This is a genomic window from Flagellimonas olearia (assembly GCF_009184425.1).
GTDB lineage: Bacteria > Bacteroidota > Bacteroidia > Flavobacteriales > Flavobacteriaceae > Flagellimonas > Flagellimonas olearia.
This window is the reverse complement of sequence record NZ_WELG01000002.1, coordinates 1,343,441-1,359,717: the sequence shown is the minus strand read 5'-3', so window position 1 is coordinate 1,359,717 and position 16,277 is coordinate 1,343,441. Positions and strand designations below refer to the sequence as shown.

Here is a 16,277-nt window from a genome sequence, read left to right as displayed (position 1 = left end):
GTTTTCAAAAAATCCACCAAACAAAATTCAACAATCCCCAATCCTTCCAAAACCTAGTTTCCGAAGTTGTAGCGCAAGGTAAACCCGGTATTGATCGTAGTCTGTGGAAAAGCTGTTGACACGGCAAACTTTGAGAAGGAATGATCGTAAAAGAACAGCGCATTGAAATTCTTGCTCAAGGCGTAATCGGCAGTAAACTTAATGGACATCAAATTTTGGCCTGAAGTGATCTGGTTATTGTCAATATCCAAATTTCTGATGATGGTAATATTATCCCTAAGGGTAAGATCGAATTTTAAATTAAGGTCGCCCTTGAGTCGGGTTTTTTCCCCACCAATGTTGGTCACCATTTTTACATCCTTGAATCGGTAACCCAATCCAAGGGTATATTCCTTTCCATTGATCTCGGTCATCAAGTTATTGTCAAAACTCAAGGATAAGGTCCTGTCCGTTCTCACCTCGGCCAAAAAGCTAAAGGAATTCTGCATTTCAAAATCCATGCGCATCAGGGGGTTGAACTGGTCCGTCAACACCACATTATTGATAATGTTCTCGGGAAGCGCATCATCATTCTCCACATTTATGGCAGGCAGGCCATCCTTGATCAATTGCTCCCTTGCCAAATTGGTCTGGAAGGAGTTGATACTATAGGCCGCACGGTATCCATGGCTCAAAGAGAAACGTTTGAACTTCTTTCGAAACCAACGGTTTTTCATCAATCCGGTATACTTGAGGTTCCAGTTGGGGATAGGAATCTGACGGAATGCATCCAAATTTACACGGTTCACGTCCTGACCGGTATAGGCCGCAAAGAAAGCGGGAAGCAAAACTTCTTGCTGGGTCTTCCCATAACGTTCCGGGAATCCATCATCATCCAAAGTACCTGGATTTTCCCCACGATCGGAAATCAATCTATTGGCTACGGTGATCCTATTCTGTTTGAACTGCTCAAAAGTTTCCGAATCAAACTCATCGCTCTTGTTGAATATGGTACCGATCATTATGGTGGAAATACTGAAATTTCCATAATTGTTACCCAACAAGGTCTCATATTCAAACTGTCCTCCACCAAGGTCGTTCACCTTAAAGGTTTCCTGATAGCTATTGGATATCTGTCTATCGGCCGTAATGTCTATGGTCAAGTCTTGGGTAGGCTGGGCCGTTGCAGTAATGTTCAATTGTTTGGTGGAGTTCTGCATAAACTGGGTATTGAACTCCGGGAAGGTGGTCAACCAACCTTTTCGGGCGGCCTCGTATCGTACATCGGCCTGACTACCGAACACAAATCCTATAGAAGGTCTTGCTGTACCTATAAATCCAATACTTTGGGTATATCCCGGCAGCATTTTCCCCCTGTTCTCAGTATAATTTATATTGACCCGCTTCACCATGGTCACAATATCCACCAAGGTATTGAAGCCTTTACCGGTCTTCTTGGGCGCATTGTTTTCAGAATCAGTGGCAGGATTACCCGCTTTGTCCCTTCGCACAGGCGCTTGGGCGGCAGTTACCTTACCACTCCGCTTCTTCAACCCCAAAAAGTCATAGAAACGTTGCATGGTCAGGTTGCCCGTAATATTATGGGTACTGGCATTCTGCACCGTATTGATATCCTGACCGGCCACTTCATTGAGTGCATCGCCTCCCCGCTGCCAATCAAAATTACTGGTGTAGGTGTATTGGGCATTGATAAAATCAAGGAACGGAAACTTACTAAAAGGCAATTCGTAATTCAGCTGCATCTGCTGGGCATGTCGATTGGGCTCCCCAATGTCGAAAAAGCCGTCCCACAAATCCAATGCCTGGTTGATACCAGAATCCGTGTCGTCATCCACATTGAAGTAATTCCGTACAATATTATTGTTGGAGGCCGTCAAATTCAGGCGAAGGGACTTGGAGATACTATAGTTGAGGGCATATTGCCAATTGAACAGATAGTTGCGCTGTTGCAACAAAGGCAATTGCAAGGCATCCACCCCTGGCTCCAGTACATCCCTGAACCGTTGCTGGTTGAAAGCCCTGTTGATATTGGCATTCACAGACATACTGGTAGGCAGCACATTCAAGTTTAAATCCTTGAGCCATTTCCAATATCTTCCGGTAAGTAAAGAATCCTTTTTGGCAAATGGTGCCACAGGGGCTGGTTTAAAATTGTGATTGTACACAAAGCCCGTATTCACATTCTGATCTTTTAGATCGGCAATCTCAAAATCCCGATGGCTGGTTTCGTTATACGAATAATTAAAGGTGAAGTTTTCTACATCAAAAAAGTTCTCTTTGGCATCTTCCCCCCTATTTTTTCTTACCCCGATCAGGTTGAAACTGGTACGCTTGGTATAATCCTCGGCCTGCTCCTGTATGGTTTCGGCATCTTCTTGCGTAGCTGCCGCCGCGATACGGTCGTCCAATTTTAAATCGTCATAAACAGGATCAAACTCCGGTGTGATCAAGGTCTCCGAAACCCCATAATTGAACGGCACTTGCAGGTTCCACTTTTTGGGCAACAATTGTCCCGCATTCACATTGGTGACCATATCATAGGAAACCGCATCTTCCCTGGAGCGTTCATTGGGCATTTGGTCTATGGAACCAAAACCTGAAGTACTCTTGCTCCCGGTAACGGACACGTTGGCAAAATCGGCCATATTGGCGTCCATGGCCACAATAGCGGCCCAACCACCCTTATTGTCCAAGCCCACAAGGCGCAATTCGTTGAACCATACCTCTCCCCTTGCCGGAAGGTCGTCAATGTTCTTTATACCCACCATCATCCCACGGATACTTCCCAAGGAAGGGTTACCGCGAATTCCAATTCGTACCGTTCCCAACGTACGGGGGGCAAACTCATCCACAGGAATGGCTTCGCCATCCACAATCTCATAATAGTTGGTTTCGTTCAGGGTCTGTTCCGCTATCCCTTTGGATTTTACCTTGTTCAAATCATTCAAGGCAATATCTATCTGATTGACATCGGGCCAAATCTCCTCTGCCGAGGTCACATTGAAAGGGGTAAACTGCAATGGAAGTTCCACCTGATAGTAGTTCTCGGAGAAATCCGTTCCAATCCGAAGGAATCCCACCAATGGGGTGTCGCTATCTGAATAGTCCCCGTTCATTATCTTTTCGGCGTGCATGAACATTTTAATGCGTTCATACTGCCTTACATCCACATTCACATTCTTGAACACCCCACGGGAATCCTCAGGTTCCAGGTTTTCCACCACAAAGGACAGGGATTGTTCATTCTGACGGATAATGGTGTTGTTATTGTTCAGCTGTTCCCGCACCACCCCTGGAGGCAATACATAAGGAATAGGCTGACGACCAAAGTTTTCTTCAATATTGACCGTGTTCACGTCGGTTACCGTTCCATCATCGGAAGGGTCGTTGTCCACTCCTTCTGCCTGCAACGATCTTGTATAGGTACGCCAATCGCCACGGACCAAATCCAAAGTGGCAAAACGCATGACCACATCATCGGAGAAACCGGTAAGGTACATCCGCATAAAGCTAATAGACCTAAAATCTGTAATCCCTCCAACCGCATCGGTAAAATCACTCAATGGAATCTTATACTGTATCCATCTTCGATTCAATTGGGTTCCATTGGGCAGCGTCGGGGTCTGTCCTTCACGGATATCCGTAACATACTGGTCGTTGATGGTGGTATTGGGCTTGATCTGGATACGGTACTCATAGTAACTGTTTACCGTGTTCATGGTCAAATCGCGATCAATGTCCTCCACATCAGGTAAAGTGGTGGAACCCCTATTGGTATTGGTCACAGCCACCGGCGAGTTACCTTGCGTATTGTTGAAATCAAGATAACGCTCCAAAATATTCCCCTCACGGTTCAAATAGTATTGGTAGTTGTCCAAAGCAGGGTCTTCTGCTGGACCATTATATATGGCCTGCTCCTCGGCATCGCTCAAACCATCCAATCCAACATCCTGTGAGGTACGATTCGCTTCATCGGCATCAAAAGCGTAGACCAAGGATTGTGTAGAGGGCACTTGTCCCCACATGGTGGGTCTGGGCACCTCATTATTGGTGCTTGCCGGCAATCCATTTTCATATTGCTTACGGCCATCACGCAAAATATCTTCTGAAATATTCCCCAAGTTCAACACAAGCTCTCCGGCGTTGGAGTTGTCGGTCTGTCCATCCACATAGGGATCCAATACCCAAAATTGGACAAATTCCACATTGGATTGCTCAAAATTGGTACTGCTCAACGGACGCATGATACCGGCCCATTTGTCCTGCGGTCCTTCGGTCTCAAAGCTTGGATTGGCATTGTACGGCCCTTTTTGATTGGGGTAGTAAACAATGTCCAAGGTGCTCTGTACTTGGGTCTGGCCTTGGGCAATGTCGGTTTCGGTAAAGACCTCATCAATGAATACCCTTCGGGTTGAGTTCAAGGAAATATCATTATCCGATAAACCGGATGGTCTTTGATTGGTATAAAAGATAGGGTCTATGGTGTACCAAGCCATCTTGGCACGCTCGTAGCCCACATCAATATCGGTTCTGTCCTGAACAAATTCCACCGGCGGACTCGCCAAGGTCCATCCCAAAGAGGAGCGAATATCAATTAAGGCCTGTGCTCCTTCAAAATCATCCAGATAGGTTGTGGTCTCTCCCTGAAAATCTGCATTCTTGGGTGAATTAGGCTTTAAAAAGGCCACCTCGCCACGCAAGGACAGGTTGGAAGGCACATCGGTATCTATGTTGGGCAGCTTATTGGCCAAACGGGTCAAAAATGGAATCTCGGTGCTAAAATTTCCATTCAAACCAAAAATGGTATTGTTCACAGGCTCTACCCCGTAGTTGGATTTTTGGGTAAGCGGTCTTTCATTCAGGTTGAGAAGCGTTCCTCCCAAAACAAATTTTTCGTTGAACTGGTGTTCCACGTTCACCCCAGCAAATCGACGGGTCTGCTGTCCAAAAACCGCATTGTTTTCCACCGAAATGTTAATGGGGGTATTGGAAGCAGCCAAACTGGGATCTAAAATCTGCACTGTTCCGGCTTGATAGTTCACCGTATAATCTATTCCTTCCTGAAGTTGTCGACCCCCTGCCGTTACCCGAACAGAACCTCTGGGTACGTTGAACGCCCCAATTGGAATACCATTGTTGCCCTGCGACTTATAACGTCCCTTAATCTGAAAACGGTTCTTTTCCGCATCCTGCAAAGACGCTGCCTTGGTTTTGGCATACATATTACGGAACACGTATCGTCTCTGGTTGGCATTATAGCCTTGATCATTTTCTATATCATAGGTTCCACCTCCCAGCTCCTCAAAAAGGTATTCCCCAAAAGGCTCCACCTTGGTAAAGATGATACGTCCAGACTGTGGATCTACGGTAATGCCCGGTACGTAATCAAAGAATCCATCACCTCCAGGCTGAATGTCATTGTACACATTCAAGCGGTCCAGGTTGAACACATTGATCAATATACGGTCTTCCAAACCATTGGGCCATCCCGCATTGGGGTCCACTGGGGTGATATAGTTTCTGGGAGTGGGATCGGAATAAAGGATATTGAGTTTAAAATCTTCCTCATCCAATTGAAAAGCACCCGTAGCATAGATATTCTTCATCATCAAATCCCAAATGGGATCCTCTACATTGGTAATATTACTCTTCAATAATTTCAGGATCAAGGTATTGTTTTCTACAATAGGATTCACCCCTCCGGAAACGGTAGTGGCATCCACCCCGCCATTGGCAAACTCCCCTACTTGATAAACCTGGCCATTAATGGTATATTGAAATGCCACCCCCAATACCTCATCATTGCTTAAACGCTGGTTCAAGGAAATGTATCCCAATTGTGAGTTGAACTGATAATCCCTGCCTTGTTCCAATTTTCGGGCATTTTCCAAGATGGCATAATCAAATCCTTGGTTTACTTGGTATCCGGGAACATTGAAACCTGCTTCCACCGTGGCAATATCACGAATGGACTGGGTCAAGGCGCCTGTCCCAATTTGCGCTGGGTCAAAGGCGTTGGCCGCATTCTGCGGATATCCCGTGACTATGGCCGATGGATTAAAAAACCCTGCCGGATCTCCATTGTTGATGCCGATTCGGGTCTTGTCCTCCAATGCTTCCCCCAAATCCTGAAGGGCCACCACATTCCTCACATTGAGGGTCTGCTGGTTACGGTTGGTCACCCAGACTTCCAGTCGGGTAATCTGTACTTGGCTCCTAATAAAAGGATAGTCTTGAAGGGCACGATCGTAATTGTCCCTAAAATATTGAGCGAGGAAAAAGTGCTTGTCCTCATCATAATCCAGAGCGGTAAGCGAGAATTCATTCAGTGTTCCCCCTCCTTGCGCCACAACGGTATTGTTCTGTGATCGCTGCTCCGAAAAAACAGCGGTTACGGTGGTTTTCCCAAATTGCAATTGGGTCTTGACCCCAAAAAGGCTCTGTGCCCCGGTGATCAGAGAACTGTTCAAGGGCATGTTCACATTACCGATTTCAATCTTCCGAAGGATATCGTCCTCAGTTGGGGTATATTCCAACTTCACCAAGTTCTGAAAATCAAAAACAGCTTCCGTATCGTAATTGGCGGTCACTTGGAGACGTTCCCCAACTTTTCCCAATAAGCTCAAACTGATACGTTGGTCAAAATCAAACGAAAGGTTGGTCCGGTTACGAGGTGAAAGGGCCGGATTGTCATTTTTTTGCCAGAGCACCCCAAGATCCATGGCCACGGAACCTTGCGGAATCACTTCGATGGTATTTCCTCCAAAGATGGACTCGAAGAAGTTGCTGTTCACATAAAAGTTGGGCAATAAATTTTTTCGGGCCTCCTCACTTCCTTCCTTTTTCCCGGTGAAGGCGTCAATCTTTTGCTTGAAATAGGACCGCATTTGTTCCTTCCTTACCAATTCATAATACTGGTCGGGAGTGAGGATAACGGGATAATTGATATTGAAATCCCCTATACTTTCGGTGTAGATATAACGATCGGTCTGGGGGTCGTAAGTGTATTTGGCAATAATGCTATCGGGGTTCTCCAAGATAAGCCTCCCTAGCTCTACCCCGGTCTGTACAGAATCCTGAACCTGTTCATTGGTTTCCTCCTGACCCATCATGGACGTGACGGCCAAAAAACAGATGAATACGAAAATGTACTTAAAACTGGCTGGTTTAAGTATTGGTTTTGCCCCTCTTTTCAAACTAGTTACAAATTTTTCAGCGCCTGTTTAATAGTGTTCTCAACGCTAAGTGAAGGATCTTCGGAAAGCACCTTGTCCACAACCTTTTCAGATTGTCTTCTGGTAAAACCAAGAACCTCTAAAGCAGATAACGCTTCTTCTTTACTTGTATTGTTTGATGGAAGGGAAACTTCACCCATATCGTAGACTTTCAAAATCTTGTCCTTCAAGTCCAATATGACCCTTTGGGCCGTCTTGGCCCCAATTCCCTTAACCGCCTGTATGGAAGCCACCTCGCCATTGGCAATGGCATCCCTTACTTCGGCGGGTGACAAAGAGGACAACATGGTCCTTGCAATACTGGAACCCACACCGGAAACGGAAATCAACAATCTAAAAATCTCACGTTCCGATCGCTCCACAAAACCAAACAGCGTATGGGAATCTTCCTTGATCAAAAGATGGGTGTACAGTTGAATGTTCTCCTCGTCCTTCAACAAGGAAAATGTATGCAGGGAAATGTTCAAAAAATAGCCTACCCCATTACATTCCACAATAACATAGGTTGGATTTTTCTCTACCAGCTTTCCTCTTAAATGGGTGATCATATTGGTTGTGTTGGATTATTCAATGTTTTGATTGAGGAAACTACTCCGCTCCCCTTCTTGTATTTCTGCGCTTTTCACGCTCTTGGGCATCAATAACGGCCACGGCGGTCATGTTCACCATTTCATCCACACTGGCCCCCAATTGTAAAATGTGTGCGGCCCGGGTAAGTCCTACCATAATGGGCCCAATGGAGTCTGCTTTGTTGAGGCCCTTGAGAAGTTTATAGGTGATATTGGCCGATTCCAAATTGGGAAAAATAAGCGTGTTCACCTTTTTCCCGGACAATTTAGAAAATGGAAAGTTATTGTTGCACAATTCTTGGCTCAAGGCAAAGTCGGTCTGGATTTCTCCGTCCACAACCAAATCAGGGTTCTTTTCATGCAAAATCCGAACCGCTTCCTTCACTTTTTGGGCATTGGGATGAATGGATGACCCAAAGTTGGCATAGGAAAGCATGGCCACAACCGGATTAAAACCAAAGGTACTGGCCACATTGGCTGTCATTTGGGCTATCTCTGCCAATTCCTCAGCATTGGGATCTATATTGATGGAGGTATCCGCCAAAAAGAGGGGTCCTCTTTCCGTGATCATAATATTTACCGTGGAAGCGTTTTTCACTCCCTTGGCCCTTCCCAAGACTTCAAAAACAGGACGAAGCACTTTGGGATATGACCTGGAATATCCGGAAATCATCCCATCCGCATCCCCTTCAAGAAGCATCATGGCCCCAAAATAGTTACGCTTGCCCATGTTCACCCGGGCACTATACTGGGTTTCCCCTTTGCGTTTTCTGGATTCCCATAATCTAAGGGCATATTTGGTCCGCAGTTCCTTGACCTCATCGGAACGAGGGTCGATAATGGTCACTTCGGCATCAAAATCGAGCTCCTTTTTTAGACTTTCTATGGTTGGCTTGTGTCCCAAAAGTATCGGTTCCGCAATACCTTCCTCATAGACTATTTGAGCTGCTTTCATCACATCCAACAGTTCAGCTTCGGCAAAAACAATACGCTTTGGATTTACCTTGGCCCTGTTGTGCAGTAAACGGACCACCTTATTGTCGTTGCCCGATCTTTGATAAAGCTCCTCCTCATACTTGTCCCAATCCTGAATGGGGGCTTTGGCTACCCCACTTTCCATAGCGGCCTTGGCTACGGCCAACGGAATGGTGGTGATCAACCTGGGATCAAAAGGTTTTGGGATGATGTATTCTTTTCCGAAGGCCAAACGTGTGGCATCATATGCAATGTTCACTTGCTCGGGAACAGGTTCACGGGTAAGATCGGCCAAAGCCCTAACCGCCGCCATTTTCATTTCCTCATTGATCTTGGTGGCTCGCACATCCAATGCTCCCCTAAAAATAAAGGGAAACCCAAGTACATTGTTCACTTGGTTGGGATGATCGGAACGTCCGGTGGCCATGATGACATCCTTTCGGGTCTTGCAAGCCAAATCGTATGCAATTTCAGGATTTGGATTGGCCATGGCAAAGACAATGGGGTCGTCTGCCATGGACTTGAGCATTTTTGGGGTCACAATATTGGCTATGGACAGACCGATAAACACATCCGCGTCTTTCATAGCCTCTTCTAATGTGTCAATTTTTCTATCTGTGGCAAATTCCTTCTTCTCCTCACTTAAATTTTCCCTATCACTTCGGATAACTCCCTTACTATCCAGCATGACAATATTCTTGCCATTGGCTCCGAAAGCTTTGTAAAGTTTTGTGCAGGAAACTGCGGCAGCACCGGCACCACTGACCACAATTTTTACCTCATCGATTTTTTTATTGGTCAACTCAATGGCATTCAGCAAGGCTGCAGCAGAAATTATGGCCGTTCCATGTTGGTCATCGTGCATTACCGGGATGTCCAATTCCTCTTTAAGGCGTCTTTCTATTTCAAATGCCTCGGGCGCTTTGATGTCTTCCAGATTGATGCCACCAAAGGTGGGTGCGATGGTCTTTACGGTTTCAATGAACTTATCCACATCCTCCGTATCCAATTCAATATCGATGCCGTCAATATCCGCAAAAATCTTGAACAGGAGACTTTTTCCTTCCATCACGGGTTTTGAGGCTTCTGGGCCGATATTGCCCAGACCCAAAACGGCCGTTCCATTGGAAATTACGGCCACAATATTTCCTTTGGCCGTGTACTTGTAGACATCGTCCTTGTTCTTTTCTATTTCCAAACAGGGTTCTGCCACTCCGGGAGAGTAGGCCAAGGCCAAATCTCGCTGGGTGGAATAGGGTTTGGTAGGGACTATTTTTATCTTTCCGGGTTGGGGTTTCGCATGATACAACAATGCTTCCCGTCGTTGTTTTTCCTTGCTCATATCGTGAAAAATGAATGGGGTAAAGTTAGGGGATTCCTTGGTTTTGGAAAGTCCCTATCCACCTATTTTGATATTATCCATGAAACACCCTTTAAATGGGCAGCTCATCAAAGCAGAAACTCAGGGGATTTCAATATCCAACTCAGAATCTTGCTTGCCCTTTGGAATGTTGAGTCGCATGGCCAATAGTGAGGCCAGCACAAAACATCCGCCTGCAAATAACATGGCATTGACAGAGTTTGCACCGAGAACATTTTTAAAGATAGGACCGAAGGTCAAGGTTTGGATACCCATGGGGATTACAATCATCATATTCAATATCCCCATATAGACCCCTCTGCGTTCCTGGGGAACAATTTTGGATACCATACTGTAGGGAATCCCCATCATGGCCGCCCAACCTATACCGAAAAAGACCATAGGGAACAAGACATATACCGGATCCGAAATATTGGGAATGGCAAACAAGGCTATTGCTGTTCCCAACAAGCTGAGTGCATATATCTTTTTCCCTCCAAATCGCATGGTCAATGGCACCAAAACCAAAGCCACCACAGCAGTAACAATATTGTATGTAGTGCTCATTTTAGCGGCTTGAGCCGCAGCTTCTGAGGTATCGTACCCCAAAGTGGCTCTAAAAAGGGGCGTAATGAACTGCCAATAGACAAAAAGGGCATACCACTGAAAAAGATATACCGCAGACAATCGCCACATGAACTGGGGCATTTCCTTTACTGCATGGGAAATCTCTACAAACGGGGTTTTAAAACGCTCCATAAAAGGCAAAGACTTATGCCTGTTGATTTCTGCCAGTTCTTCATCCGAAGGTGGTATCTCCGGGGTCTTTAAAACCGACCATAGTATGGTGACAATGGATAAAAACGAGCCTATAAAGAAGGAATAATACAACCATTTGGGAACCGTTCCCTCAATTTCTTGGCCGCCCCCAAACCAATCTTGAAACAGAAAGATGGATGCATTGGCCAAAAGAATACCGGCCCCCACAAACAAACTTTGCATTTGGTAACCAATACTCAATTGGGCATCGGGTAATTTATCCCCCACGAAAGCCCGATAGGGTTCCATGGCCATATTGTTGCCCACATCCAGAATCCACAAGAGTCCCACGGCAAACCACAAAGCAGGGCTCAAAGGAAAAGCAAACAGACACAGACTGCCCAATACTGCCCCTATCAAGAAAAAGGGTTTTCTCCTCCCCCATCTAGGTGACCATGTTTTATCTGACATTGCCCCAATTATGGGTTGGATTATCAATCCGGTTATGGGACCGGCAATGTTTAAAATGGGGAGAATCTCTTCTTTGGCACCCAAAAAAAGAAAAATGGGATTAATAGCGCTCTGTTGAAGCCCAAAACTGTATTGGATACCCAAAAAGCCCACATTCATATTGAATATCTGCCAAAAACTCAATCGGGGTTTTATGATCTTCATCGTATGTGTTGTTTGGTTAGCAAAACTGGAGTTGAAAAACTCAAGGATTTACATTATAACAAAAACACAGCTTAAATTTTGAGAATACATCAATGCAAATCCAATTCAATATAGTCTTTTTAATGATTCCGTTAAAAAAACTTAACCCCAAATTGACATTACGGAAAACGAAAACGTTGTAGTGAATCCTAGGATTTCAAAAAATTGATATTTCGCTGCAATCCACTGTACTTGGTTCGCTTAACCGCAGATTTCTTGAAGACTTGTCTAAATACCTCCTCGGTAATTTCCTGCCAATCCTTCTTGGTCATGGAAAGTAATTGAGGGTCAGGGTCAAAAAGGGGTTCACGGTGTGGTTTTGAAAATCGGTTCCACGGACAAACATCCTGGCAAACATCGCAGCCAAACATCCAATCGTCCAACTTTCCCTTGAACTCAGTGGGAATTTCATTTTTGAGCTCTATGGTAAAATAGGAAATGCATTTGCTGCCATCCACCACGTAGGGTTCCACAATGGCTTCAGTGGGACAGGCATCGATACAAGCCGTGCACGTACCACAATGGTCGGTAGTTGGCGCATCGTATTCCAAATCCAAATCCACAATAAGCTCTGCAATAAAATAAAACGAACCCACTTGTTGGGTAAGCAGATTGCTGTGCTTGCCTATCCACCCCAGACCACTCCTGGCAGCCCATGCCTTGTCCAAAACCGGGGCGGAATCCACAAAGGCCCTTCCATGGACCTCCCCTATTTTATCTTGGATAAAATGCAAGAGACTTTTGAGTTTGTCCTTTATCACAAAGTGATAATCCGTACCATAGGCATACTTGGAGATTTTATAGGAGTCTTGGTTCTGCTCTTGGGATGGGAAGTAATTCAACAGTAGGGAAATCACCGATTTTGAACCCTCCACCAATTTGGTCGGGTCCAAACGCTTGTCAAAATGGTTCTCCATGTACTGCATTTCCCCATGCATGTTGTTTTTGAGCCATTTCTCCAAACGTGGGGCCTCTTCTTCCAAAAATTGCGCTTTGGAAATACCACAAGACAAAAAACCGAGGCGCTTGGCTTCGGTTTTTATCATTTGGGTTCTTTTGGTGGCATTCATGCCATAAAGTTAATCCATAAAATTGCAATTGAATGCATTTCGGTCATTGCGCTTCTTTAATGTAGCCCCAACCTTCTTTTTGTCTCATGACGATTTCATAAATTCCATCGGGCACCGACCCCACTCCCGGAATCAGGTCGTTCATGGACATTTCATGTCGTTTCATGGTCTGTTGGCAGATCACAATGGACACATTGTCCTTTTTGACCATTTCCGTTAAGGTTTCTCCTGCTACCGAAGATTTATTATCCACCATAGAATAGGCTCCGCTGTAGATTACCATTTCAAATTCCGAATCTGGGTACGCCTCGGCCATCAATCGCAAATGTTTGGCCGCTGTACGGTGCACATCAGGATTGCTACTGGTTACATCAAAAACTACTTTGATGGGTTCATTCTGGGCCATGACAACACCAGAAACAAATAACAAGATCAATACGATTGCTTTTTTCATTGCATTCAATTTTATTCTCCGGCAAAAATGTATCCGCAACCTTCTTCCTGCGCCCTACCCAATGCCCAAACACCGGATGGTACAATCTGGATGCCCGGCAAAACGGCAGCTTTCCACTCTTCGTATACCTCATTGGGATCTTTACCCATCTGTTGTGCAACAGCTCCACTGTACACATTGAGCGCCAAGTTACAGACGCAGAACATGGCCCCGCGACCCAGCATATCTTTGACACCTTGGATCATGGGAAGGGGAAAATCTCCCTCCTGGGGTTCGTAAAACGGATTGCGGTCATAAGGGGTCCCATCCGCTTTTTTCACATGGAACATCTCCCCCAGTGGGTATTTTGTCCAGAGGTCATCCTGTAATGCCAAGGGAATGGCGTCGTGCCTGAAAACGGTCATGGCCGTAATCTGGTCGTCAGCCGAACCCATTTCGTTATTGGACAAATAATAGGCCCAGTTCCAAATAACGGGAAACCCCTTATGCGGATATGAACCATCATAGACCACACGATGATTGCCCTTAATGGTTTTGATCCAATCTTCCGCCCCCTTCATTTCTGAAGTGGTAAATTCTGGCGCTCCGCCAAAAATTGGGTTGGTAAAAGCGGATAATGTGGAAGCCGTGGCCCCCAACATCATGGCGCCCATAAAATTTCGTCGCGATGTTGTTTGTGTTGTTTTCATTGTAATGTGTGTTTATTTAGATTTATTGATTTGATGGTTTTCTTTGTAATACGCCATGATGGGTTGAAATGGACCAAGCTGATGTTGTTCTTGCGTAAAAGGATCTACATACGGGCCGTAGGGGGTAGAAACGGGTTTTTTTACCAAATCCGGAAAGTCGACTTCCCGATTGGGTTTGGTCGGTCTTAACTTTTGATTGATGTATCCCGCAACATCATAGGCTTCTTCATCGGTAAGTAAAGGTTTGTCATAGGTGGTTCCATAAGGCATGTTCCCCTTGATGAATTGGGCAGCGGTAATTACCCTCGTCATACCTGCCCCATTATTATAAGAATCATTCCCCCAAAGTGGTGGATAGAGGTAAAGGCCATTGTCTTCCATGGTTTGTCCCTGACCATCCCGGGCATGACACTCCACACAAACCTTCTCAAAAACTGCTTGTCCATGCGCTAAATCCACAGCACGGTTTGGAATCTGAATTTTTAAAAATCCTTGTCCTTCAATTTTTCCATTATCGGGAGCTGCGCGGCCCAACCAGTCCATGTAAGCAATAAGCGCTTTCATTTCCGTTAAACTCTCTGGCATCACTTTGCCATTCATACTGCGCTCCATGCAGCCATTGATGCGCTCTTCTATGGTGCCCATTTTATCTTCACGACCTCGATATTGCGGAAATCTTTTGACAACACCGATCAGGGGAGCACCATAAGGCTTGGTCCCTCCATTTAAATGACAACTGGCACAGGCCAAATTGTTACCTGCATAGATTTGGGAGGAATCCTTCTGTTTGGGACCAATATGCAATGGTGTATTTCTAAAAACCTCAAACCCGTGTTTGATCAATTCATTTTTCTTGGAGAAGGATAGGTTATAGACATTATAGTCCATGTAGTAGACCTCGTCTGGAAAGGAAGTAAATGTGGATTTTTTGGCACCAAAACCAAAACCGATCAGAATCACCCCAAATGCCATAATGATCATGAGGGCACTACAAATACCTATCTTGGCACACAACCCCCTTATTTGCTTGGATAAGGATTGGGAGTCCATTGCAGTGGAAGTCCGTGTATTTCCTTGACTAGCTTCCATAATACCATCACGACCGATTAAAATCTATCTGAGAACCTAATTCGTAAATGGTAGATCTGGAATAGCTACATCATATCAAAACCATAGATTTGCCTTAAGCACTTTATAGGAAAAACACCACATAAAGCATTGCAAACCAAAGCATTGTATTAATTTACAAAAAAATGTTAAAATCAATGAAGTTGAAGGCAAGTATTTTACTGGACAAGAAGTCGTACCACTACTAAAATAAGCCTGGTTGGGTCCCACCCTTGATTCTTCCCAAATGCTTATAAGCCAGTTCGGTGACCTCGCGACCTCTTGGGGTCCGCATAATGAAACCTTGTTGGATAAGGAAAGGCTCATACACTTCCTCAATGGTTTCGGCGCTTTCGGAAACCGCCGTGGCCAAGGTGGTGATTCCGACAGGGCCTCCCTTGAATTTATCAATGATGGTACTTAAAATCTTATTGTCCATCTCATCCAATCCATGGGCATCCACATTCAAGGCTTTGAGGCTAAATTGGGAGATTCCCAAATCGATGTTGCCATCCCCCTTGATCTGGGCAAAATCCCGCACCCTTCGCAAAAGGGCATTGCAAATCCTGGGGGTTCCCCTACTCCGTCCTGCAATTTCTATGGCCGCTTCTTGGGTAATCGGCACTTTTAAGATTTCCGCGCTTCGTTCCACAATAGTGGAAAGCAGTTCCGTGTTGTAGTACTCCAATCGACTCTGGATACCAAACCTTGCCCGCATGGGTGCCGTGAGCAATCCAGATCGTGTGGTGGCCCCTATCAGGGTAAAGGGACTCAAATTAATTTGAACCGTCCTTGCATTGGGACCGGTCTCGATCATGATGTCAATTTTATAATCCTCCATGGCCGAATAGAGATATTCCTCCACAATGGGGCTCAAACGATGGATCTCATCAATGAAGAGAACGTCCCTTTCCTCCAAATTGGTCAACAATCCCGCCAAATCACCGGGCTTATCCAGTACCGGACCAGACGTTACCTTGATCCCCACACCAAGTTCATTGGCCAGAATATGGGCCAATGTGGTCTTTCCCAATCCAGGGGGACCATGAAAAAGGGTGTGGTCCAAGGCCTCATTCCTAAGATTGGCCGCTTGTACAAAAACCTTAAGGTTTTCCAATACTTGGGCCTGTCCCGTAAAATCGTCGAATGTAATAGGGCGTAACGCTCTTTCTATATCGAGCTCCTCTTGGGAAAAATTATGGGCCGTTGGATCTAAATTTTCATTCATGGCTTAACAAATATAGTTGAAAAGCCCATGAGGCTGAAAGCAATTCATCCAAAATGATGGCAGGCACACATCTTAAAAAACTAAACCTTACCTTAGATACATTGAAAACAAAATGAC

At 45.2% G+C, this 16,277-nt stretch carries 9 protein-coding genes; all 9 read right to left on the bottom strand.

From position 1 onward, the window contains the following. Window positions 1-53 precede the first annotated feature (53 nt). The 9 genes from sov to ruvB all read right to left on the bottom strand — a co-directional run bounded on the left by sov (window position 54) and on the right by ruvB (window position 16,160). Complete coding sequence (gene sov, locus F8C76_RS15470; protein ID WP_152132547.1) at window positions 54-7,196, bottom strand: T9SS outer membrane translocon Sov/SprA; 7,143 nt, start codon at window positions 7,194-7,196, stop codon at window positions 54-56. A 5-nt stretch (window positions 7,197-7,201) separates the two neighbouring features. Beyond that, complete coding sequence (ruvA, locus tag F8C76_RS15465; RefSeq protein WP_129655444.1) at window positions 7,202-7,783, bottom strand: Holliday junction branch migration protein RuvA; 582 nt, start codon at window positions 7,781-7,783, stop codon at window positions 7,202-7,204. A 40-nt stretch (window positions 7,784-7,823) separates the two neighbouring features. Next, a complete protein-coding gene (locus F8C76_RS15460) occupies window positions 7,824-10,121 on the bottom strand; it encodes an NADP-dependent malic enzyme (RefSeq protein ID WP_152132546.1) in 2,298 nt (765 codons plus the stop codon). Between the two features lie 120 nt (window positions 10,122-10,241). Further along, on the bottom strand, window positions 10,242-11,573 hold the full coding sequence (locus F8C76_RS15455; protein WP_152132545.1) for an MFS transporter: 1,332 nt from the start codon (window positions 11,571-11,573) through the stop codon (window positions 10,242-10,244). A 188-nt stretch (window positions 11,574-11,761) separates the two neighbouring features. Further along, a complete protein-coding gene (gene queG / locus F8C76_RS15450) occupies window positions 11,762-12,658 on the bottom strand; it encodes a tRNA epoxyqueuosine(34) reductase QueG (RefSeq protein WP_439108300.1) in 897 nt (298 codons plus the stop codon). Window positions 12,659-12,725: 67 nt separating this feature from the next. Beyond that, on the bottom strand, window positions 12,726-13,136 hold the full coding sequence (locus tag F8C76_RS15445; RefSeq protein ID WP_129655452.1) for a DsrE family protein: 411 nt from the start codon (window positions 13,134-13,136) through the stop codon (window positions 12,726-12,728). Window positions 13,137-13,147: 11 nt separating this feature from the next. Continuing rightward, complete coding sequence (locus F8C76_RS15440; protein WP_152132543.1) at window positions 13,148-13,825, bottom strand: Tat (twin-arginine translocation) pathway signal sequence containing protein; 678 nt, start codon at window positions 13,823-13,825, stop codon at window positions 13,148-13,150. A 12-nt stretch (window positions 13,826-13,837) separates the two neighbouring features. Beyond that, a complete protein-coding gene (locus F8C76_RS15435) occupies window positions 13,838-14,914 on the bottom strand; it encodes a c-type cytochrome (protein WP_249042434.1) in 1,077 nt (358 codons plus the stop codon). Between the two features lie 223 nt (window positions 14,915-15,137). Continuing rightward, window positions 15,138-16,160 carry a Holliday junction branch migration DNA helicase RuvB gene (gene ruvB, locus F8C76_RS15430; protein ID WP_129655458.1) on the bottom strand — a complete coding sequence of 341 codons (1,023 nt, stop codon included), beginning with the start codon at window positions 16,158-16,160 and terminating at the stop codon, window positions 15,138-15,140. Between the last annotated feature and the right edge of the window lie 117 nt (window positions 16,161-16,277).

What these genes read in the sequence shown, in the direction of transcription:
- ruvB (WP_129655458.1), bottom strand. Translation starts at nt 16,160, where the DNA reads ATGAATGAAAATTTAGATCCAACGGCCCATAATTTTTCCCAAGAGGAG.
- F8C76_RS15460 (WP_152132546.1), bottom strand. Translation starts at nt 10,121, where the DNA reads ATGAGCAAGGAAAAACAACGACGGGAAGCATTGTTGTATCATGCGAAA.
- F8C76_RS15440 (WP_152132543.1), bottom strand. Translation starts at nt 13,825, where the DNA reads ATGAAAACAACACAAACAACATCGCGACGAAATTTTATGGGCGCCATG.
- F8C76_RS15435 (WP_249042434.1), bottom strand. Translation starts at nt 14,914, where the DNA reads ATGGAAGCTAGTCAAGGAAATACACGGACTTCCACTGCAATGGACTCC.
- queG (WP_439108300.1), bottom strand. Translation starts at nt 12,658, where the DNA reads ATGATAAAAACCGAAGCCAAGCGCCTCGGTTTTTTGTCTTGTGGTATT.
- F8C76_RS15445 (WP_129655452.1), bottom strand. Translation starts at nt 13,136, where the DNA reads ATGAAAAAAGCAATCGTATTGATCTTGTTATTTGTTTCTGGTGTTGTC.
- F8C76_RS15455 (WP_152132545.1), bottom strand. Translation starts at nt 11,573, where the DNA reads ATGAAGATCATAAAACCCCGATTGAGTTTTTGGCAGATATTCAATATG.
- ruvA (WP_129655444.1), bottom strand. Translation starts at nt 7,783, where the DNA reads ATGATCACCCATTTAAGAGGAAAGCTGGTAGAGAAAAATCCAACCTAT.